General features: G+C 44.5%; 21 protein-coding genes. 18 read left to right on the top strand and 3 right to left on the bottom strand.

Translation table 11 applies throughout. The annotated features are described in order from the left end of the window. Window positions 1–106 precede the first annotated feature (106 nt). The 14 genes from mnmG to glmU all read left to right on the top strand — a co-directional run bounded on the left by mnmG (window position 107) and on the right by glmU (window position 12,978). Window positions 107–2,002 carry a tRNA uridine-5-carboxymethylaminomethyl(34) synthesis enzyme MnmG gene (gene mnmG, locus P4S58_RS15225; protein WP_337164425.1) on the top strand — a complete coding sequence of 632 codons (1,896 nt, stop codon included), beginning with the start codon at window positions 107–109 and terminating at the stop codon, window positions 2,000–2,002. Then, entirely contained in the window at window positions 2,002–2,631 is a 630-nt protein-coding gene (rsmG, locus tag P4S58_RS15220; protein ID WP_102955602.1) for a 16S rRNA (guanine(527)-N(7))-methyltransferase RsmG, read from the top strand. Before mnmG ends, rsmG begins: the two co-directional genes overlap by 1 nt. Before the next feature lie 14 nt (window positions 2,632–2,645). Then, the gene (locus P4S58_RS15215) at window positions 2,646–3,419 is read left to right on the top strand and encodes a ParA family protein (protein ID WP_102942790.1); all 774 of its coding nucleotides are present in this window, start codon (window positions 2,646–2,648) and stop codon (window positions 3,417–3,419) included. A gap of 24 nt (window positions 3,420–3,443) precedes the next feature. Further along, a complete protein-coding gene (locus tag P4S58_RS15210) occupies window positions 3,444–4,328 on the top strand; it encodes a ParB/RepB/Spo0J family partition protein (RefSeq protein WP_042489539.1) in 885 nt (294 codons plus the stop codon). A gap of 188 nt (window positions 4,329–4,516) precedes the next feature. Beyond that, window positions 4,517–4,906: a F0F1 ATP synthase subunit I gene (locus P4S58_RS15205; protein ID WP_042489541.1), complete on the top strand. Its 390-nt coding sequence runs from the start codon at window positions 4,517–4,519 to the stop codon at window positions 4,904–4,906. Window positions 4,907–4,914: 8 nt separating this feature from the next. Beyond that, entirely contained in the window at window positions 4,915–5,727 is an 813-nt protein-coding gene (gene atpB / locus P4S58_RS15200; RefSeq protein WP_042489544.1) for a F0F1 ATP synthase subunit A, read from the top strand. A gap of 53 nt (window positions 5,728–5,780) precedes the next feature. Beyond that, window positions 5,781–6,035 (top strand): F0F1 ATP synthase subunit C, encoded by a 255-nt coding sequence (atpE, locus tag P4S58_RS15195; RefSeq protein WP_002540812.1) that lies wholly within the window; start codon window positions 5,781–5,783, stop codon window positions 6,033–6,035. Window positions 6,036–6,110: 75 nt separating this feature from the next. Next, a complete protein-coding gene (gene atpF / locus P4S58_RS15190) occupies window positions 6,111–6,581 on the top strand; it encodes a F0F1 ATP synthase subunit B (protein ID WP_042489550.1) in 471 nt (156 codons plus the stop codon). Window positions 6,582–6,595: 14 nt separating this feature from the next. Next, window positions 6,596–7,129, top strand: coding sequence for a F0F1 ATP synthase subunit delta (atpH, locus tag P4S58_RS15185; protein WP_042489553.1), 534 nt, complete (start codon window positions 6,596–6,598; stop codon window positions 7,127–7,129). A gap of 13 nt (window positions 7,130–7,142) precedes the next feature. Beyond that, window positions 7,143–8,684 carry a F0F1 ATP synthase subunit alpha gene (atpA, locus tag P4S58_RS15180; RefSeq protein ID WP_102955604.1) on the top strand — a complete coding sequence of 514 codons (1,542 nt, stop codon included), beginning with the start codon at window positions 7,143–7,145 and terminating at the stop codon, window positions 8,682–8,684. Between the two features lie 43 nt (window positions 8,685–8,727). Continuing rightward, window positions 8,728–9,594 (top strand): F0F1 ATP synthase subunit gamma, encoded by an 867-nt coding sequence (gene atpG, locus P4S58_RS15175; RefSeq protein WP_042489558.1) that lies wholly within the window; start codon window positions 8,728–8,730, stop codon window positions 9,592–9,594. A gap of 34 nt (window positions 9,595–9,628) precedes the next feature. Next, window positions 9,629–11,032 (top strand): F0F1 ATP synthase subunit beta, encoded by a 1,404-nt coding sequence (atpD, locus tag P4S58_RS15170; RefSeq protein ID WP_102955605.1) that lies wholly within the window; start codon window positions 9,629–9,631, stop codon window positions 11,030–11,032. A gap of 18 nt (window positions 11,033–11,050) precedes the next feature. Next, window positions 11,051–11,473, top strand: coding sequence for a F0F1 ATP synthase subunit epsilon (locus P4S58_RS15165; RefSeq protein WP_042489563.1), 423 nt, complete (start codon window positions 11,051–11,053; stop codon window positions 11,471–11,473). A gap of 143 nt (window positions 11,474–11,616) precedes the next feature. After that, entirely contained in the window at window positions 11,617–12,978 is a 1,362-nt protein-coding gene (gene glmU, locus P4S58_RS15160; RefSeq protein ID WP_102964071.1) for a bifunctional UDP-N-acetylglucosamine diphosphorylase/glucosamine-1-phosphate N-acetyltransferase GlmU, read from the top strand. A 55-nt stretch (window positions 12,979–13,033) separates the two neighbouring features. Here glmU and punC read toward each other — a convergent pair whose 3' ends face one another. Further along, entirely contained in the window at window positions 13,034–14,233 is a 1,200-nt protein-coding gene (punC, locus tag P4S58_RS15155; protein ID WP_102964070.1) for a purine nucleoside transporter PunC, read from the bottom strand. Between the two features lie 150 nt (window positions 14,234–14,383). Here punC and punR point away from each other — a divergent pair, with 150 nt between their 5' ends. After that, on the top strand, window positions 14,384–15,289 hold the full coding sequence (gene punR, locus P4S58_RS15150; RefSeq protein WP_102964069.1) for a DNA-binding transcriptional activator PunR: 906 nt from the start codon (window positions 14,384–14,386) through the stop codon (window positions 15,287–15,289). A gap of 82 nt (window positions 15,290–15,371) precedes the next feature. Here punR and fadA read toward each other — a convergent pair whose 3' ends face one another. After that, the gene (gene fadA / locus P4S58_RS15145; RefSeq protein ID WP_102964068.1) at window positions 15,372–16,535 is read right to left on the bottom strand and encodes an acetyl-CoA C-acyltransferase FadA; all 1,164 of its coding nucleotides are present in this window, start codon (window positions 16,533–16,535) and stop codon (window positions 15,372–15,374) included. Window positions 16,536–16,539: 4 nt separating this feature from the next. Next, window positions 16,540–18,747, bottom strand: coding sequence for a fatty acid oxidation complex subunit alpha FadB (gene fadB / locus P4S58_RS15140; RefSeq protein WP_102964067.1), 2,208 nt, complete (start codon window positions 18,745–18,747; stop codon window positions 16,540–16,542). 215 nt (window positions 18,748–18,962) lie between these two features. On the opposite strand from fadB, the gene P4S58_RS15135 reads away from it, so the two are divergent. The 3 genes from P4S58_RS15135 to hemG are packed head-to-tail and all read left to right on the top strand — an operon-like array spanning window position 18,963 to window position 21,624. Continuing rightward, entirely contained in the window at window positions 18,963–19,586 is a 624-nt protein-coding gene (locus P4S58_RS15135) for a YigZ family protein (protein WP_042489585.1), read from the top strand. A 33-nt stretch (window positions 19,587–19,619) separates the two neighbouring features. Continuing rightward, window positions 19,620–21,077 (top strand): TrkH family potassium uptake protein, encoded by a 1,458-nt coding sequence (locus P4S58_RS15130; protein ID WP_102964066.1) that lies wholly within the window; start codon window positions 19,620–19,622, stop codon window positions 21,075–21,077. 22 nt (window positions 21,078–21,099) lie between these two features. Then, the gene (gene hemG / locus P4S58_RS15125) at window positions 21,100–21,624 is read left to right on the top strand and encodes a menaquinone-dependent protoporphyrinogen IX dehydrogenase (protein WP_102964065.1); all 525 of its coding nucleotides are present in this window, start codon (window positions 21,100–21,102) and stop codon (window positions 21,622–21,624) included. Window positions 21,625–21,914 lie beyond the last annotated feature (290 nt).

The raw sequence follows: 21,914 nt of genomic DNA, 5'->3' as shown, positions 1-21,914 counted from the left end.
GGTAGTGAGAGGAAAATATAGAAAAGCGATTTTCTAGACTTAGGAAAGAGGGTAGAATACGTCTCTTTTGTTTAATCTTAATCTCATTGAATACCTGAGGTCGTTCATGCTTTATCACGAAACATTTGACGTCATTGTGGTTGGTGGCGGTCATGCAGGAACGGAAGCCGCTCTCGCAGCCGCACGTACAGGACAAAGTACGTTACTTCTAACACATAATATTGACACGCTAGGACAGATGTCTTGTAACCCAGCGATCGGTGGCATTGGTAAAGGCCACTTAGTTAAAGAAGTAGATGCTATGGGTGGTTTAATGGCGCAAGCTATTGACCATGCAGGTATTCAGTTCAGAACACTGAATGCTTCTAAAGGTCCAGCAGTTCGTGCAACTCGCGCGCAAGCTGACCGAGCTTTATACAAAGCCTATGTTCGCAGCACACTGGAAAACACACCAAATCTGACTCTTTTCCAACAAGCAGCAGATGATCTTATCGTCGAGAACGATCAAGTGCTGGGTGTTGTGACTCAGATGGGCGTTAAATTCCGCTCCAAAGCGGTTGTGTTAACCGTTGGTACCTTCCTTGGTGGAAAGATCCACATTGGTATGGAAAACTTCTCTGGCGGTCGTGCAGGCGATCCACCATCGATCGCTTTAGCGGATCGATTACGTGAATTGCCATTCCGAGTTGATCGACTGAAAACAGGTACGCCACCACGTATTGACGCAAACAGTGTCGATTTTTCTGTGCTGGAAGCTCAGCATGGTGACAATCCAACGCCTGTTTTCTCATTTATGGGCAAACGTGAGCAACACCCGCGTCAGATTTCTTGTTACATCACTCATACCAACGAGCAGACACATGATGTGATTCGTTCTAACCTTGACCGCAGCCCTATGTATGCTGGTATGATTGAAGGAATTGGTCCACGTTACTGTCCGTCTATCGAAGACAAAGTGATGCGTTTTGCTGATAAAAACAGCCACCAAATCTTTATTGAACCAGAAGGTTTAAATACAACTGAACTGTATCCAAACGGTATATCCACCAGCTTACCTTTTGATGTGCAAGTTCAAATTGTTCGTTCAATGAAAGGTTTTGAAAACGCACACATCGTTCGTCCTGGTTATGCAATCGAATACGATTTCTTCGATCCTCGTGATTTGAAACAGACTTATGAAACTAAGTTTATTCAAGGTTTGTTCTTCGCAGGACAAATTAACGGTACCACTGGGTACGAAGAAGCTGCCGCACAAGGTCTGATGGCAGGTTTAAACGCAAGCTTGTACAGCCAAGGCAAAGAAGGCTGGAGCCCACGCCGTGATCAAGCCTACATGGGCGTGTTGATCGACGATCTATCGACCATGGGTACGAAAGAACCGTATCGCATGTTCACATCACGTGCTGAATACCGTTTGTTACTTCGTGAAGACAACGCTGATCTTCGTTTAACAGAAAAAGCGCGCGAGCTTGGTTTAGTGTCTGATGAGCGTTGGGCTCGTTTCAACCAGAAAATCGACAATATGGAAAAAGAACGTCAGCGCCTAAAAGAGACTTGGATGAACCCGAACTCGAAAGGCATTGATGCTCTGAACGCACTGCTCAAAACGCCAATGTCGCGTGAAGCGAGTGGTGAAGATTTACTTCGTCGTCCAGAAGTGGATTACGATGCGCTTGTTTCTCTTCCTGAGTTTGGTCCTGCACTTGACGATGCAGAAGCTGCTGAACAAGTGGAGATTCAGGTTAAGTACGAAGGTTATATCGAGCGTCAAAAAGACGAGATCGAGAAGTCTTTGCGTCACGAAAATACTAAATTGCCAGCGGATCTTGATTACAAGCAAGTTAAAGGTCTATCGAACGAGGTAGTCTTGAAGCTCAACGCAGCTAAACCTGAAACGGTTGGTATTGCGTCACGTATCTCTGGTATTACTCCTGCAGCGATCTCTATCTTGTTAGTTCACCTGAAAAAACAAGGCATGCTCAAGAAAGGAGAGGCAGCTTAATGGATTTACGCGCTAAATTAGATTCGTTAATTGCCAAAACTGACTTAGACGTATCAGATAAGCAACGTGAGCAACTACTAGGTTATGTTGGACTGCTGAATAAGTGGAACAAAGCGTACAATCTTACATCAGTAAGAGACCCTGCAGATATGTTAGTGAAACATATCCTTGATAGCATAGTTGTAAGCCCTTACCTTGATGGTGAGCGCTTTATTGACGTTGGAACAGGGCCAGGTTTACCTGGCATTCCTCTGGCTATCATGAATCCAGAAAAGGAATTTGTCTTACTGGATAGCTTAGGTAAACGCATTCGCTTTATTAAGCAAGTTCTTCATGAGCTTGGTATTGTTAACGTTGTTGCTGTTCAGAGCCGTGTTGAAGAGTTCGATCCGGAAGGCGGATTTGACGCAGTTCTGAGCCGAGCTTTTGCTTCTATGTCCGATATGGTTGAGTGGTGCCAGCACTTACCGCGAGCTAATTCAGGTGTGTTTTTTGCCCTTAAAGGACAATTGCCGCAGGAAGAGATAAGCCTGTTACCTGAATGGTGTTCTGTGACCGATGTCAAAGCTTTGAAAGTTCCAGAGTTAGAAGGCGAGCGTCATCTTGTAATCTTATCCCGAAAGGGATAACAGCGAGGCATACCGTGGGTAAAATCGTAGCGATCGCCAACCAGAAAGGTGGCGTAGGAAAAACAACAACTTGTGTTAATTTAGCTGCTTCTATGGCAGCCACTAAACGTAAAGTTCTGGTAATAGATCTTGACCCTCAGGGCAACGCCACAATGGCAAGTGGTGTAGACAAATACCAAGTCGATGCTACGGTTTACGAATTCTTAGTGGAAGATGCACCATTTGAAGACGTGGTATGCCGCAACACTGCCGGACATTATGACTTGATCGCTGCCAATGGCGATGTCACTGCTGCAGAAATCAAATTGATGGAAGTTTTCGCTCGCGAAGTCCGTCTAAAGAACGCTTTAGCAGCAGTTCGTGATAACTATGATTTCATCTTTATTGATTGTCCTCCTTCTTTAAACCTCCTTACAATCAACGCGATGGCAGCTGCAGACTCTGTGTTAGTGCCAATGCAATGTGAGTATTTCGCATTAGAAGGTTTAACTGCGTTAATGGATACCATCAGCAAACTTGCTGCGGTAGTGAACGATAAATTGAAAATCGAAGGCTTACTTCGAACCATGTATGATCCTCGTAACCGATTGGCCAATGAAGTTTCCGATCAGTTGAAGAAGCATTTTGGTAACAAAGTCTATCGTACCGTTATTCCTCGTAATGTCCGTCTCGCTGAAGCGCCTAGTCATGGTAAACCAGCCATGTACTACGATAAGTATTCCGCGGGTTCTAAAGCTTATTTAGCTTTGGCTGGAGAAATGCTTCGTCGCGAAGAAGTTATCGCTTAACACAGAATAAAGGAATTCGTTTACATGTCGTCTAAACGTGGTTTAGGAAAAGGACTGGATGCGTTATTGGCAACCAGTTCTCTTGCTCGTGAAAAGCAACAAGTCGCAACACACAGTCAAGAGCTGTCTTCTGACGGTGAGCTGCAGGATATCGCGATTGCGAGCTTGAAACCGGGTATTTACCAGCCCCGTAAAGATATGTCTCCTGAAGCTTTGGAAGAGCTGTCTGCATCCATTCAATCTCAAGGTATTATTCAGCCGATTGTCGTTCGTCCATTAAATACTGGTGGCTACGAAATCATTGCGGGTGAGCGTCGTTGGAGAGCTGCAAGGCAGGCGGGTTTGAAGCAAGTACCGTGCTTGATCAAGCCTGTAGATGATCGTGCGGCGATCGCGATGGCGTTGATCGAAAATATTCAGCGTGAAGATCTTAATGCGATTGAAGAAGCACAAGCTTTAGAGCGTCTACAAGATGAATTTAAACTGACTCACCAACAAGTCGCAGATGTAATAGGTAAGTCGAGAACAACGGTCAGTAACCTACTTCGTCTTAACCAGTTAGCTGATGCTGTTAAACGTTTAGTTGAAACCAAACAGTTAGAGATGGGGCATGCTCGTGCTCTGTTAATGCTGGAAGGTGAACAACAAGAAGAGATTGCAGAGCGAGTTGCTAAAAAGCAATTAACAGTGCGTCAGACTGAGCAATTAGTGAAAAAATGTCTCTCAGACACAACTGAAGAAAAAAATGTGCCTGAAGACGTAGAAATACAACAAATATCACAAAAACTTAGTGAAAACTTAGGTGCAAAAGTGTCAATTGTCCGTTCCAAAAATGGTAAATCTAAGGTAACGATTAGCCTTGACGAACCCCAGAAACTAGAGCAATTGGTTGCAAAGCTGCAAGCCTAAGTGACATAATCGGCCTGCGTCACATTTTTGAGAAAAAAGAATTTTGTGTGAAAAATGTTGGTTAGCGAACAAAAATGTAACATAAGATTGTATTTACGTTGCATTAGTTTTGCGCCTTCGTATAATTTTCGCGAATTTCTCAACATTACGTTTTTGAGTGTTGGGAATGTAACTAGAGGTACGAATACATGGTAGCTGCGTTGGCTAGGCCAGGACGAGAGCTTGCAAAGCAATTGTTAATGATCCAGTCTGGCGCGGTTATGGTTGTGGCAGCAGGGATGACTATTGCTGTAAATGCTGATTGGGGATTTTCAGCGCTGGTTGGGGGAGGCATCTGTGTCTTTGCCAATGCAGTTTTTGCGCTGTGTGCTTTTATGTTTAGTGGAGCTCGCGCTGCAAAGCGTATCGCGGTCTCTTTTTACACTGGTGAAGCACTTAAAATTCTTATTACAGTCGTTTTATTCTCTGTTGCTTACATGTATATGCAGGTGGAACTTGTTCCCCTGAAACTAACCTATTTGCTGGCTCTAGGTATTAATATCTGTGCGCCAGTGCTATTCATTAACAACAAAAAATAGGATGAGTTATGGCTGCGCCAGGTGAAGCGCTAACATCGTCCGGATACATTGAACACCACCTAACCAACCTGTCTTTATACAAGCTGGGTTTAGTTGGGTCGGAAACAAGTTTCTGGAACGTACATATCGATAGCCTGTTTTTTTCTTTGTTTACTGGACTGATTTTCCTTTGGGTTTTCCGTTCTGTAGCGAAGAAGGCAACAGCGGGTGTACCAGGCAAGCTACAGTGTTTTGTTGAAATAGTGGTTGAATTTGTCGATACCAACGTCAAAGACACCTTCCATGGACGCAATCCACTAATAGCACCGCTGGCACTGACTATCTTTTGTTGGGTATTGCTAATGAACATCATGGACTTAGTGCCAATTGATTTCTTGCCGTATCCAGCAGAGCATTGGCTAGGTATCCCTTACTTGAAAGTGGTTCCTTCTGCTGATGTGAACATCACCATGGCTATGGCACTAGGTGTATTTGCTCTGATGATTTATTACAGCATCAAAGTGAAAGGCCTAGGCGGTTTTGCGAAAGAATTAGCATTACATCCATTTAACCACTGGACCATGATTCCGTTTAACCTACTAATTGAAGTGGTATCGCTACTAGCTAAACCTCTTTCACTTGGTATGCGTCTATTCGGTAACATGTTCGCAGGTGAGGTTGTATTTATTCTTATCGCAGCGATGCTACCATGGTATTTACAATGGATGGGTTCACTACCGTGGGCTATTTTCCATATTCTTGTAATTCTGATTCAGTCCTTTGTGTTTATGATGTTGACTATCGTTTATCTGTCAATGGCACACGAAGACAGTGATCATTAATATATAGCTTTTATTTGGGCACAATTAGCCAACAACTATAATTGGAGATAGTAATGGAAACTTTACTGAGCTTTTCTGCAATCGCCGTAGGTATCATCGTCGGTCTTGCTTCTCTTGGTACAGCGATTGGTTTCGCACTTCTAGGTGGTAAATTCCTTGAAGGTGCAGCTCGTCAACCAGAAATGGCTCCTATGCTACAAGTTAAGATGTTCATCATCGCGGGTCTACTGGATGCGGTACCAATGATCGGTATCGTTATCGCACTTCTATTTACATTCGCGAACCCATTTGTTGGTCAATTAGGTTAATCACGTTTTGCCAGAGGCAAGCTTTTTTAGGTTTGCCATTGATTAATACTAAGTCCATATAGAGGGGTAGCTGTTGTGAATATGAACGCAACTCTGCTAGGTCAAGCTCTGTCTTTCGCACTATTTGTGTGGTTCTGCATGAAGTATGTATGGCCGCCAATCATGCAAGCGATTGAAGAACGTCAGAAGAAAATTGCTGATGGTTTGCAAGCCGCTGAGCGTGCAAAAAAAGACTTAGATCTAGCACAAGCCAACGCTTCCGATTCTTTGAAAGAAGCGAAGCGCACAGCAACAGAGGTCATCGAGCAAGCGAACAAACGCAAAGCTCAAATTCTAGATGAAGCACGTGAGGAAGCTCAGGCAGAGCGCCAGAAAATCCTTGCTCAAGCAGAATCTGAAGTTGAAGCTGAACGTAATCGTGCCCGAGATGAGCTGCGCAAACAAGTTGCAACTCTGGCAATTGCTGGTGCTGAGAAGATTCTTGAGCGTTCTATCGATAAAGATGCGCATAAAGATATTCTCGACAACATTACTGCAAAACTTTAAGTCTGGGGGCGCGAATGTCTAATTTGACTACTATTGCTCGCCCCTACGCTAAAGCAGCTTTTGACTTTGCGGTAGAAAAGCAACAACTAACTCAGTGGAGTGAGATGTTAGCTTTCGCTGCCGAAGTTACAAATAACGAGCAAATACATGAACTGTTAACCAGTTCTGCTTCTGCTGAGAAACTTGCAGAAATTTTTATCGCAATTTGTGGCGAACAGTTTGATGAATTTGGCCAAAACCTAATTAAGGTGATGGCTGAGAATGGCCGTTTAAGAGCTATTCCTGATGTTTTTGAGCAATTCGTTGCTCTTAAGAAAGAGTATGAGAAGAATATCGATGTTGAAGTAATTTCAGCAACCGAACTTTCTGAACAACAACTTTCAGATATCAGTAGCAAACTGGAGCAGCGTCTAGAACGTAAAGTTCAGCTGAATTGCAGTGTAGATGAGACCTTACTTGGTGGGGTCGTAATTCGAGCCGGAGATCTTGTCATCGATAACTCAGCGCGTGGTCGTTTGAACCGCCTGAGCGATGCCTTGCAATCTTGATGGGGATTGGAGCATGCAACTTAATTCCACGGAAATTAGCGATCTAATTAAACAACGTATTGAATCTTTCAACGTTGTTAGTGAAGCTCGCAATGAAGGTACTATCGTATCGGTAAGCGATGGTATTATCCGTATTCATGGCCTTGCGGACGTGATGCAGGGTGAAATGATTGAATTACCGGGTGGCCGTTATGCACTAGCACTTAACCTTGAGCGTGACTCAGTAGGTGCGGTTGTAATGGGACCTTATGCTGACCTTAAGGAAGGCATGAAAGTTACAGGTACTGGTCGTATTCTTGAAGTACCAGTTGGTCCAGAACTTCTAGGTCGCGTAGTGAACACACTAGGTGAACCTATTGATGGTAAAGGTCCTATCGAAGCAAAACTAACTTCGCCTGTAGAAGTGATTGCACCGGGTGTAATCGACCGTAAATCGGTAGATCAACCTGTACAAACTGGTTATAAGTCAGTTGACGCAATGATCCCGATCGGTCGTGGTCAGCGTGAACTTATCATCGGTGACCGTCAGACTGGTAAAACAGCAATGGCGATCGATGCAATCATTAACCAGAAAAACTCTGGTATTTTCTCAATCTACGTAGCAATCGGTCAGAAAGCATCGACTATCGCTAACGTAGTACGCAAACTAGAAGAGCATGGCGCACTAGCGAACACTATTGTTGTTGTAGCATCTGCTTCTGAATCTGCAGCGCTACAATACCTAGCGCCTTACGCAGGTTGTGCGATGGGTGAATACTTCCGTGATCGCGGTGAAGATGCACTAATTGTTTATGATGATCTATCTAAACAAGCAGTTGCTTACCGTCAGATCTCTCTACTACTAAAACGCCCACCAGGCCGTGAAGCTTTCCCAGGTGACGTATTCTACCTCCACTCTCGTCTACTAGAGCGTGCTGCTCGTGTAAACGAAGTGTATGTAGAACGTTTCACTAATGGTGAAGTGAAAGGTAAGACAGGTTCTTTGACTGCTCTACCTATCATCGAAACACAAGCTGGTGACGTTTCAGCATTCGTACCGACAAACGTAATCTCGATTACCGACGGTCAGATCTTCCTACAAACTGAGCTATTCAACGCGGGTGTTCGCCCAGCTGTTGACCCAGGTATCTCAGTATCTCGTGTAGGTGGTGCTGCGCAGACGAAAATCATCAAGAAACTATCAGGTGGTATCCGTACAGCACTAGCTGCATACCGCGAACTAGCGGCTTTCGCTCAGTTCTCTTCTGATCTTGATGAAGCGACTAAGCGTCAGTTAGACCACGGTCAAAAAGTTACTGAGCTAATGAAGCAGAAACAATATGCTCCAATGTCAGTATTTGACCAAGCACTAACTATCTATGCTGCAGAGCGTGGTTACCTAAATGATGTAGAACTGTCAAAAGTTCTAGATTTTGAGGCGGCTCTACTATCGTATGCTCGCGCTCAGTACGCAGATTTTGCAGCTGAGATCGACAAGACGGGTGCTTACAACGATGAGATCGAAGCTCAGTTGAAGAAACTGACCGACGATTTTAAAGCAACCCAAACTTGGTAATAAGTCGGTGGCAGATTCTGCCACCAACTAATGGAGAGTAACGATGGCCGGCGCAAAAGAGATACGTAATAAAATCGGTAGTGTTAAAAGCACTCAGAAAATTACGAAAGCGATGGAAATGGTAGCAGCTTCAAAAATGCGTCGCTCTCAAGACGCAATGGAAGCTTCTCGTCCATACGCTGAAACAATGCGTAAAGTGATCGGTCATGTGGCTAACGCAAACCTAGAGTACCGTCATCCGTACCTAGCAGAGCGTGAAGCTAAACGTGTTGGTTATATCATCGTTTCTACAGATCGTGGCTTGTGTGGCGGCTTGAACATTAACGTGTTCAAAAAAGCTGTAACTGATATGCAAGCTTGGAAAGCAAAAGGTGCTGATATTGAGCTAGCGGTAATTGGCTCAAAAGCAACGGCTTTCTTTAACAACAGTGGCGCAAAAGTCGTAGCTCAGGTTTCTGGTCTAGGTGATGCACCTAGCTTGGAAGACCTGATCGGTTCTGTTGGCGTAATGTTGAAAAAATACGATGAAGGTGAATTGGACCGCTTATATGTCGTTTACAACGAGTTTGTAAACACTATGGTTCAGCAACCAACGATCGATCAATTGCTACCTTTGCCTAAATCGGAAAGCGAAGAGATGCAGCGTCCGCATTCATGGGACTACATCTATGAGCCTGAACCAAAGCCTCTACTGGATACGCTTCTTGTGCGTTACGTAGAATCTCAGGTTTATCAAGGTGTAGTTGAGAACCTTGCTTGTGAGCAAGCGGCTCGAATGATCGCGATGAAGGCTGCAACTGATAACGCAACCAACTTGATTGAAGATTTAGAACTTGTGTACAACAAAGCCCGTCAGGCTGCGATTACACAAGAACTATCAGAAATCGTTTCTGGTGCGGCAGCGGTTTAAGCTTAGGTAAAACAAACAGTTTAGAGGATTAACGATGGCTACAGGTAAGATCGTACAGATCATTGGTGCGGTAGTCGACGTAGAGTTCCCACAGAGCGAAGTACCTAGTGTTTACGATGCTCTGAATGTTGTGGATTCTAAAGAGCGTCTAGTTCTTGAAGTTCAACAGCAGCTTGGCGGTGGCGTTATTCGCGCAATCGTTATGGGTAGCTCTGATGGTTTACGTCGCGGTTTGGTAGTTGAAAACACTGGCGCTCCAATCTCAGTACCAGTAGGTACTAAGACACTAGGTCGTATCATGAACGTGCTTGGTGATGCGATTGATGAGCGTGGTGAAATCGGTGCGGAAGAGCTTTACTCTATCCACCGTGCAGCGCCAAGCTACGAAGAGCAATCAAACGAGACAGCTCTTCTAGAAACAGGTGTAAAAGTAATCGACTTGATTTGTCCATTCGCTAAGGGTGGTAAAATCGGTCTATTCGGTGGTGCAGGTGTAGGTAAGACCGTTAACATGATGGAGCTTATCAACAACATCGCACTACAACACTCTGGTCTATCAGTATTCGCGGGTGTTGGTGAACGTACTCGTGAAGGTAACGACTTCTACTACGAGATGCAGGAAGCAGGCGTTGTAAATATCGCTGAACCTGAAAAATCTAAAGTAGCAATGGTTTACGGTCAGATGAACGAGCCACCAGGTAACCGTCTACGTGTTGCACTGACTGGTCTAACAATGGCTGAGCGCTTCCGTGATGAAGGCCGTGATGTACTGTTGTTTATCGATAACATCTATCGTTATACACTTGCAGGTACTGAAGTATCAGCACTTCTAGGTCGTATGCCTTCAGCGGTAGGTTACCAGCCAACTCTTGCTGAAGAAATGGGTGTTCTTCAAGAACGTATCACTTCAACTCGTCAAGGTTCTATCACGTCTGTACAGGCGGTATACGTACCTGCGGATGACTTGACTGACCCATCACCAGCAACAACGTTTGCGCACTTAGATGCAACAGTTGTACTTAACCGTAACATCGCAGCTATGGGTCTATACCCAGCGATCGACCCACTAGATTCGACTTCACGTCAGCTAGATCCATTGGTTGTTGGTCAAGAGCACTATGATGTTGCGCGTGGTGTTCAGCAAACGCTTCAGCGTTACAAAGAGCTAAAAGACATCATTGCGATCCTAGGTATGGACGAGCTTTCTGAATCAGATAAGCAAGTTGTATCTCGTGCACGTAAGATTGAGCGTTTCCTAACTCAGCCTTACCACGTAGCGGAAGTATTTACTGGTGACCCCGGTGTATACGTTCCACTTAAAGAAACACTACGTGGCTTTAAAGGTCTACTAGCTGGTGACTACGACGACATTCCAGAGCAAGCGTTTATGTACTGCGGTACTATCGACGAAGCTATCGAGAATGCGAAGAAGCTATAAGGCTAACTAGGAGGCGATATGGCAGCAATAACCTTTCATCTAGACGTTGTGAGCGCAGAGAAGAAAATTTTCTCAGGTCGTGTTGAAACGTTTCAGGTGACCGGTAGCGAAGGTGAACTTGGTATTTTCCATGGTCACACTCCGCTGCTGACCGCTATTAAGCCTGGTATGGTGCGTATAGTGAAACAACACGGCCACGAAGAAATTATTTATGTTTCTGGTGGTATTGTTGAAATTCAACCGGGTACAGCTACTGTACTGGCTGACACAGCAATTCGTGGTGAAGATCTAGATACAGCCAAGGCTCAAGAAGCCAAACGTCGCGCTGAGGAGAAAATTCAGAATCAGCATGGCGATATGGACTTCGCGCAAGCGGCCAGTGAACTGGCTAAAGCCATTGCTCAGCTACGAGTAATTGAGCTGACTAAGAAACGTCGTTAATTTTATTAACACGTTTCATGAAAAGGCGACCATTGGTCGCCTTTTTTGCTTTATTTTTAATAGAAATTAACGACAAAGAATTAACACCCTCCCCGTAAGCCGCTAAAATGCCCTCAGTCGTTACCTCAACAAATAGGTTCAACATGAAATTTAGCGCTGTAATTTTGGCCGCGGGTAAAGGTACTCGCATGAATTCCAACATGCCAAAAGTCCTTCACACCCTTGCTGGTAAGCCGATGGTCAAGCACGTGATCGATACGTGCAATAGCTTAGGCGCTCAGAATATCCACTTGGTTTATGGCCACGGTGGTGATCAAATGCAACATGCGCTGGCTGAAGAAAAGGTTAGTTGGGTGCTGCAAGCGGAGCAACTGGGTACTGGTCATGCGGTTGATCAGGCATCAGCGCAATTTCAGGATGATGAGAAGATCCTCGTTTTATACGGTGATGTTCCATTGATCTCTGAGGAAACTCTCGAAAGTTTGTTAGATGCTCAACCAAACGATGGTATTGCTTTATTAACCGTGGTGCTTAAAAACCCAACGGGTTACGGACGTATCGTACGTAAGAACGGCCCTGTAGTGGCGATCGTTGAACAGAAAGACGCAACCGAAGAGCAAAAGCTGATCAAAGAGATTAACACTGGTGTGATGGTTGCGACTGGTCGTGATCTAAAGCGCTGGTTGTCAGGTTTGAACAACAACAATGCTCAGGGCGAATATTACCTTACAGACGTTATTGCTGCTGCACATGAAGAAGGGCGCGCGGTTGAAGCTGTGCATCCAGTGAGCTCAATTGAGGTTGAAGGGGTAAATGACCGTATTCAACTGGCTCGTTTGGAGCGTGCATTCCAAGCTCGTCAAGCAAACAAACTGTTAGAACAAGGCGTAATGCTACGCGACCCAGCTCGTTTTGATCTGCGTGGTGAGTTGCAATGCGGTATGGACGTAGAAATTGACGTTAACGTTATTATCGAAGGTACGGTTTCTATCGGTGATAACGTGGTTATCGGTGCGGGTTGTATCCTGAAAGACTGTGAAATCGATGACAATACCGTTATTCGTCCATACAGCGTGATTGAAGGCGCGAGTGTGGGTGAGGACTGTACTGTGGGTCCATTTACTCGCCTTCGTCCTGGTGCAGATCTACGTAATGATGCTCATGTTGGTAACTTCGTGGAAGTTAAGAACGCTCGTATCGGTGAAGGCTCTAAAGCCAACCACTTAACTTACATTGGTGATGCAGAAATTGGTCAGCGTGTAAACGTCGGTGCAGGCGTGATTACTTGTAACTATGACGGCGTGAACAAGCACAAAACCATTATTGGTGATGATGTGTTTGTCGGCTCAGACTGCCAGCTGGTGGCTCCTGTGACTATCGCAAACGGTGCAACAATCGGTGCGGGCACGACATTAACGAAAGATGTCGCAGAAGGTGAGTTAGTAATCACTCGTGCTAAAGAGAAGAAAATTGCTGGCTGGCAACGTCCAGTTAAGAAAAAGTAATCTAAGTGCTCTGTTATAAAATAGCCCCCAATCATGGGGGCTATTTTTTTACGGATTATTCATCACTGACAACACGCGAGTTATCAGGTGTTGTGAAATGTTGTGATAGCTGTTTATTGGAAACAACGAATCCGAACCACAATCCTGCCGTACAAATAATAATAGCGATGCCTATGACCATTTGTGCTTGGCTTGCCATTGAGGCAACCAGAGCACTAGAAAGGCTGCTGATACAGATTTGTAGACTGTTTTGTAACCCTGCAGCAGTCGCTGGTGCTTGTTTGGCATTAGCTAAGGCTCGATTGACCACTATTGGGTACAAAGCACCATTGGCAACGGCGATCAAACAGAATGGCGTCAGAATTGGCCAAATGGATTCTAACTGCCATTGTGATGCGATAAAAATCAGCAGTGACGCGACGCTGAATAAACCGATCAAATGACGCAGTACTCTCTCATCGCCAAATTTTTTCACTGCTACCTTGCCTAAATAACCACCTAGCATGAAGGCAACTGTTTGTGGGATGAAGCTTAAGCCGATATCTTTTGTGCTATAGCCTAACTGAGCCATGATTTCCGGCATACCTGTTAGGTAAGCGAAGAAGGCTGCTGATGCCGTAGCGTATATCAGAACATTGCCAAGATAAGCTTTTGAAGCAAGCAGTGCTTTTATATCAGCAGCTATGCTGGTCTGTTTTATCTCCGCCTTTTTATTATCTTGTGCCATTGTCGCTGTAATAAGTGCGATGCCGATGACAGTGAGTGCAACGAAGATACTCGGCCAGCCAAAGCTTTCTGCTAGCAACACTCCCAGTTGAGGTGCTAGAGCAGGAGAGAGTGCGACTAACGGCATAATCGTGGCAAAAATCTGTTGGCTTTGGCTTGAATATCGCTGAATAACCATGGCTTGCCAGATTACTGCTGGAGCACAGACACCGATCGCTTGGATAAAGCGCAGAGTCAACAGTTGCCAAACCTGATCGGCGAATGCCAGCCCTAAGGATGCGATGGTGAAAAGTACTAAGCCTGCCGCAAGCGTATTGCGATGACCAAACTTATCTGAGGCAAGGCCCCATATCAATTGACCGATAGCCATCCCGACTAAGAATATCGTTAGAGACAAGGCTATTTGTTCAGGTCCGGTAGCAAAGTCGATTTCCATCGCTTTAAAGGCCGGTAAGTACATATCGGTGGCTATAAAGCCGAGCATAGACAGAGTTGCAAGATAGAAGAGTTGTAATTTTGATATTTTCATTTTAACCAATCAAATATTTTAATTAATGTTCCGTGAATATCAGTTGGCGCCAACCCCTATTTATTTACCGTGCTATTCTATTTTTCGTTACTAGGAAAATGAAACGATAAAATTGTTGGTTATCGTTCAAAAAATTTGAAAGGTATATGTGTGTACTCTAAATCTTCGTTGGAAATGTTGGATGCAGTTGCTCGATTAGGCAGTTTTACCGCGGCGGCTGAGCTGTTGCATAAAGTTCCTTCAGCCATCAGCTACGGTGTTCGGCAAGTGGAACAAGAACTTGATGTGGTTCTCTTTCGCCGTTTACCTCGTAAAGTAGAACTGACTCCGGCTGGTGAGCTATTTATTGCTCAGGCCCGTTTGCTCTTGAGGCAGATGGAGGAGATCAATGCGCAAACTCGCCGAGCGGCTCATGGTTGGCAATCTACACTCAAGCTGACTTTAGATAATGTGGTGAAACTCGATAAGCTTAAATCGCTGGTGGAAGATTTTTATCAACAGTTTGAATTTGCAGAGCTACAAATCAACATGGAAGTATTTAACGGTTCATGGGAAGCGATAGCTCAAGAGAGGGCGGATATTGTGATTGGTGCTACTTCGGCAGTTCCTGTTGGCGGAGACTTCGAGGTACGAGATATGGGCGAGTTGAAATGGACATTTGTGATGTCTCCTGATCATCCGTGTGCACAACAGCGAGATTTGAGTGAAGCCTTTGTGAGTCAGTTTCCAGCGATTTGTCTTGATGATACCTCTAGTGTTTTACCTAAAAGACATACGGGACATTATCCTCAACAGCGTCGATTATTATTGCCCAACTGGTATAGCGCTATAGAGTGCCTGAAAAAGGGGATTGGTGTGGGCTATATGCCACGTCATATTGCACTGCCATTGATCGATGAAGGCTTGTTGGTAGAAAAAACATTACCCGATGAACAACCATTAAGTCAGTGCTGCCTCGTATGGCGTAAAGATGATAATCACCGTTTGATTGAGTGGATGGTGAATTATTTAGGTTCGAGCGAACAACTTCATAGAGACTGGCTAAAAGCGGATTAAGAATAATGCCAGCGTGGGCTGGCATTATTGTTTGGCTTTAAAACCACCAGCGTAGCTGGTGGCCTTTTATTTTTTTACTAATTTACGGGCGTTCGAAAATCGTCGCAATACCTTGGCCTAAACCAATACACATGGTTGCCAAGCCGTATTTCGCTTGTTTTGCTTCCATAAGGTTTATCAACGTCGTTGAGATCCGTGTTCCTGAACAACCTAATGGGTGGCCTAATGCAATTGCACCACCATTTAGGTTTACTTTGTCATCCATCTTATCCAATAAACCTAAGTCTTTTGCACAAGGTAGAGACTGAGCAGCAAACGCTTCGTTCAGTTCAATCACATCAATGTCTTCCATTGATAGACCAGCGCGTTTCAGTGCTTTGTGAGTAGCAGGAACAGGTCCATAACCCATGATAGAAGGATCACAACCGGCAATCGCCATCGATTTTACTTTGGCACGGATAGTAAGTCCTAACTCCAGCGCTTTTGCTTCACTCATGATTAGCATGGCAGATGCACCGTCAGACAGCGCAGAAGAAGAACCCGCAGTTACCGTACCATTAACTGGGTCAAAGGCAGGTCGAAGAGCAGATAAGCCTTCAACAGTGGTTTCTGGGCGGATCACTTCGTCGTAATCGAGAGTGAATAGAGTGCCGTCTTCCGCATGAGCTTCTGTTGGAAGAATTTCATTTTTGAATCTTCCTTCAACAGTTGCAGCGTACGCTCTTTGGTGTGAACGTGCGGCAAACGCATCTTGTTGTTCACGGCTAATACCGTGTACTTTGCCCAGCATTTCAGCGGTTAAACCCATCATGCCTGCAGCTTTTGCAACGTTCTTTGATAACCCTGGGTGGAAATCCACGCCATGGTTCATCGGGACGTGTCCCATGTGCTCAACACCACCTACTAGGCAGATCTCTGCATCACCAACCATGATTGAACGAGTGGCATCGTGAAGAGCCTGCATAGAAGAACCACAGAGACGGTTAACTGTAACAGCACCAATTTCAATTGGCAGGCCTGCCAGTAGCGCTGCGTTACGCGCAACGTTGAAGCCTTGCTCTAAGGTTTGTTGCACACAGCCCCAGTAGATATCTTCAATGTCGTGTGGGTTTACTTGTGGGTTTCTAGCCAGAATCCCTTTCATCAAATGAGCTGACAGATCTTCCGCTCTCTGATGGCGAAACGCCCCGCCTTTGGAACGTCCCATAGGGGTACGAAGGCAATCAACAATCACTACATTATTCATTTTGTTATTCCTTTTCCAAAGTGATTTGCTTTGAGACGGTTTGGTGTGAGCCAGCCTGTTGTGAACCGTAGAAGGTTTCACCTTTCTCAGCCATATCTATCAGGCGTTGAGGTACTTGATAAACCGCACCTAAATTCTGATGTTTTTTCGCCATTTCTAGGTAAGTACTTAGACCAATACTATCTAGGTAACGGAACACACCACCACGGAATGGAGGGAAACCTAAGCCATAAACTAGAGCCATATCAGCTTCCTGAGGTGAAGCAATGATGTTCTCTTCTAAACAAAGCACTACTTCATTGATCATAGGAATCATCATGCGTTCAATAATGGTTTGGTCATCAAACTCGGTAGAAGCACAACACACGGTTTGAAGCAGTGTAAGAACACTGTTATCAAAGGCTTTCTTAGGCTTACCTTTTTTATCGACAGTGTACTGGTAGAAACCACTACCATTTTTCTGACCGTATTTCTGGGCTTCAAACAGGGCGCTGATCGCGTCAGGACCTTCTTTAGCCATGCGAGTAGGGAAGCCTTGTGCCATCACTTCTTGTGCATGGTGAGCGGTATCTAAACCAACTACATCCAACAAGTAGGCAGGACCCATTGGCCAACCGAATTGACGTTCCATCACTTTATCGATGTGAGTGAAATCACCGCCATCACGCATCAATAAGCTAAAGCCCGCAAAGTATGGGAACAAAACACGGTTTACGAAGAATCCTGGGCAGTCATTAACCACGATTGGCGATTTGCCCATTTTCGCAGCGTAAGCGACAACACGATTGATGGTGTCTTCAGATGTGTGTTCACCACGGATAATTTCAACCAGCGGCATACGGTGTACTGGGTTGAAGAAGTGCATACCACAGAAGTTTTCTGGGCGCTTAAGCGATTTCGCCAGTAAGTTAATTGGAATAGTCGAGGTATTTGACGTGATGACGGTATCTGCTGAAACTTGTTGTTCCACTTCGCTCAGAACGGCCGCTTTCACTTTTGGATTCTCAACCACAGCTTCCACAATAACGTCAGATTGCTCTATACCTGCATAATGTAGCGTTGGTGAAATAGAAGCGATCACAGAAGCCATCTTAAAGCCATCGATCTTGCCACGCTCAAGTTGTTTATTTAGCAACTTAGACGCTTCCGTCATCCCTAAATCAAGAGACGACTGAGCAATGTCTTTCATGGTAACCGGAACGCCTTTTGAAGCGGATTGGTAAGCAATACCACCACCCATAATACCCGCGCCTAGAACAGCTGCTCGCTGAGTATCTTTCGATGCAGATTTCGCAGATTTTTTTGCCAGCCCTTTAATGTATTGGTCATTCAGGAAGATACCTACAAGCGCTTGCGCCTCTTGAGATTTCGCTAGGGTGATAAAGTGTTTACGCTCAATATCCAAAGCGGCATCGCGCTCGCAGTTTGCTGTTTGTTCGATAGTTTTGACGGCGGTCATTGGCGCTGGGTAGTGAGTACCCGCAACCTGAGCGACTAAACCTTTCGCCATGGTAAAGCTCATCATCGCTTCAATCTTGCTTAATGTCAGCGCTGAGGTTTTTTGCTTACGTCGTGCTTGCCAGTCAATCTTCTCATTCATGGCTTGGGTTAGTGTCGCGATAGCAGATTCTTCGAGCTTGTCGCTTTCAACAATGGCATCGAGTAAGCCTAGTTTTAGTGCTTCGTCAGCTTTACACGCTTTACCTTGAGTGATGATTTCCATCGCGCTGTCGGCGCCGATGATTCTTGGCAGGCGAACCGTGCCACCAAAGCCAGGCATAATACCGAGTTTGGTTTCTGGCAAACCGATGCTGGTGGTTTTATCACCAATGCGGAAGTCGGTAGCAAGTACACACTCACATCCGCCGCCAAGAGTGAAACCTCTTAACGCAGAGAGTGTTGGTACCGGTAAATCTTCCAGCTTGTTAAATATGCTGTTTGCAAAAACAAGCCACGTATTTAGCTCTGCTTCTGGTTTTGCAAATAGTCCTAAAAACTCAGTAATGTCGGCACCGACAATAAATGAGTCTTTATCAGTTGTGAGCACAACACCTTTTAAACCTTGATGGGTTTGGAGAGCATCAAGAGCCTCGTTTAGAGAATTAAGAGTGTTGAGGTCGAGTTTGTTTACAGAGTGCGGTGAGCAGAAGCTTATCTCTGCGATACCGTTCTCTAATTCCTTTACCTGTAGGGTTTCGGCTTGGTAAATCATTGTCTATCTCCTTGACATACAACCGAAGGATTGTGTGTGAGAGTTTTTGTTGTATTTAGTTTCTGGTGTGACCAGTAATTTCAGTTTGAACGGCAGAATGTTTAATTTCAATACATTTTTTAAACAAGTGTTTAACATTGTGTGCTGATACCAATCCTGAGCACATTTTTAGGGCTCGTGATACACTTGGTCATCTTTATGATTTTGTGAAAAATATGAACGTTCGACCCTATTTAATCCCCAATGAGCCGGTTATCTTCGAAGAAGAAATAAAAAAGAGCCTGTTTATTACATATCTTGCACATACGCCTAGTAGTGATGCAGCCAAAGCGTTTGTGGAGCAAATAAAGCAGAAACATCCTGATGCGAGGCATAACTGTTGGGGATTTGTCGCGGGTAGGCCTGAAGATTCGATGCTTTGGGGGTTTAGTGATGACGGCGAGCCGTCAGGAACAGCGGGTAAGCCGATATTGGCTCAGTTATCTGGTTCTGGCGTTGGTGAAATCACGGCTGTAGTCACGCGTTACTATGGCGGTATTCGTCTTGGAACTGGTGGTTTAGTTAAGGCGTACGGTGGTGGTGTGCAACAAGCTCTTAAGCTGCTTCAAACTATTGAGAAAAAAATCACCACAAATTTGCACCTAAGTTTAGACTACGGCCTAGTTCCGCTGGCGCAGTCTATTATTAAGCAGTTCGACGGAACAGAAGTTGACGCTCAATACGGTTCAAACGTGGAATTGGATGTGGAGCTGGAAGTTCTTCATGTTGAAGATTTCACCCAAACTATCATTAATCGAAGCGGTGCAAAAATTATTGTCACCGATTTAAACAATATATAGGAACTAAGAAGCCCGGCTTCATTTTGTCTATCAATGCAATTTCGTTCAATTATCCGGATTGTCGGGCTGCTGCTCGCGATATTTAGCTCTACAATGCTAGCTCCAGCGCTGGTCGCTTTGATCTATCGCGATGGTGCGGGTGTGCCATTTGTCACTACTTTCTTTGCATTGCTGTTTTTTGGCGCGGTACTTTGGTTTCCTAACCGTCGCCATCGGCATGAACTAAAATCCCGAGACGGTTTTCTTATTGTTGTACTTTTTTGGACGGTAATCGGTAGCGCTGGGGCGATGCCTTTTTTGCTGTCTGATAACCCGAACCTATCAGTCACTAATGCTTTTTTTGAATCATTTTCCGCATTAACCACTACTGGGGCGACAGTCATAGTTGGCCTTGATGAATTACCTAAGGCGATTCTATTTTACCGTCAGTTCCTACAGTGGTTTGGTGGTATGGGTATCATCGTATTAGCAGTCGCTATCTTACCTGTGCTGGGTATCGGTGGTATGCAGTTGTATCGAGCTGAAGTCCCCGGCCCTGTTAAAGACACGAAAGTAACTCCCCGTATTGCAGAGACGGCAAAAGCGTTGTGGTATATCTACCTTAGTTTAACCATTCTATGTGCTACAGCGTTCTGGTTGGCTGGTATGACGGTTTTCGATGCGATCTGCCATAGTTTTTCAACTATCGCTATTGGTGGTTTCTCAACTCATGACGCGAGTATGGGGTATTTTGACAGCTATTCGATTAACCTTATTACGGTAGTGTTCCTCTTAATATCTGCGTGTAACTACACCTTGCATTATGCTGTTTGGGCAACGGGCGGTGTGCATCCAAAGTATTATTGGCGTGATCCTGAGTTTCGAGCTTTTATCGGGATACAAGTCATTCTATTTGTCGTCTGTTTCTTAATGCTATTGCAGCACCATACCTATGATTCTCTTTATGATGCGTTTGATCAGGCGATATTCCAAACGGTATCAATATCGACAACGGCCGGATTTACCACAACAGGATTCTCAGAATGGCCTCTGTTCTTACCTGTGCTTCTACTGTTCTCATCTTTTATAGGTGGTTGTGCTGGTTCAACCGGTGGCGGTATGAAAGTCATTCGAGTGTTATTGCTTACATTGCAAGGTGCTCGTGAAATGAAACGTTTAGTGCACCCGAGAGCAATCTACCCAATTAAACTAGGGGACAGTGCGTTATCACAACGTGTTGTCGATGCGGTATGGGGATTCTTCTCTGCTTATGCATTAGTGTTTGTGGTTTGTATGCTTGCAGTGATAGCGACAGGAATGGATGAACTCAGCGCATTTTCAGCCGTTGCAGCCACTTTAAACAATTTAGGGCCTGGACTAGGAGAGGTTTCTGTCCACTTTGCTGACATTAATGATAGTGCCAAGTGGGTTCTTATTGTCTCCATGTTGTTCGGTCGTCTAGAAATATTTACTTTATTAATTTTGTTAACGCCTACGTTTTGGCGTAGCTAGGGTTACAAAGTAGGGATATAGCGTGAAAGCACTTCTTTTATATTCGACCCGCGAAGGTCAGACAAAAAAAATCATGCACCACATTGCGCAGCAGTTGCAAGGTTATGAATGTCAGTTTGTTGACCTGCATGAGTGCCATACAATGGATTTAACGCAATATGACAAAGTGTTGATTGGTGCCTCTATCCGCTATGGAAAATTAAATGCGAAGTTGTATCAATTTATCGATGCCCACATAAAACAGTTAGAACAATTAAAGGCTGCCTTTTATTGTGTCAATTTGACTGCTCGTAAAGTGGAGCAGGGTAAAGATACTCCTGAAGGAAGCGTTTATATAAAAACGTTTCTAAAGAAATCACCTTGGCAGCCTTCATTGATAGGTGTGTTTGCTGGAGCGCTTTATTACCCACGTTATCGCCCAATAGATAGAATGATGATTCGTTTCATTATGAAATTGACCGGTGGTGAAACGGATACAACGAAAGAAGTTGAATATACAGACTGGGAAAAAGTGTCTTTATTCGCCCAAAAGTTTGAACAATTGTAAAGAAAACAGACAAAAAAGAGCCTTGCTGGCTCTTTTTTGTTCGAACGATAAAAAACTTCAAAAACTTTGCTAAAAAACTATTGCCAATTCCGATCATCTCCCTATAATGCCGCCTCGCTGACAAGGGAACAGTTCATAAGAAATGTAACCAGTTAGCCGGTTTATTAACTAGCATCAATTAACGATGAAAAAGTTTTAAAAAAGTGTTTGACACTTAAACTTAACTAGCTAAAATAGCCGTCCGTTTTGAGAGGAATGCCTTTAAAAACGTAGCTCTTTAACAATTTAAA

This window comes from Vibrio sp. Hal054 (assembly GCF_037162405.1).
Lineage (GTDB): Bacteria > Pseudomonadota > Gammaproteobacteria > Enterobacterales > Vibrionaceae > Vibrio > Vibrio diazotrophicus.
Note: the sequence above shows the minus strand (reverse complement) of the source record. Positions and strands in the feature narration are given on the sequence as shown.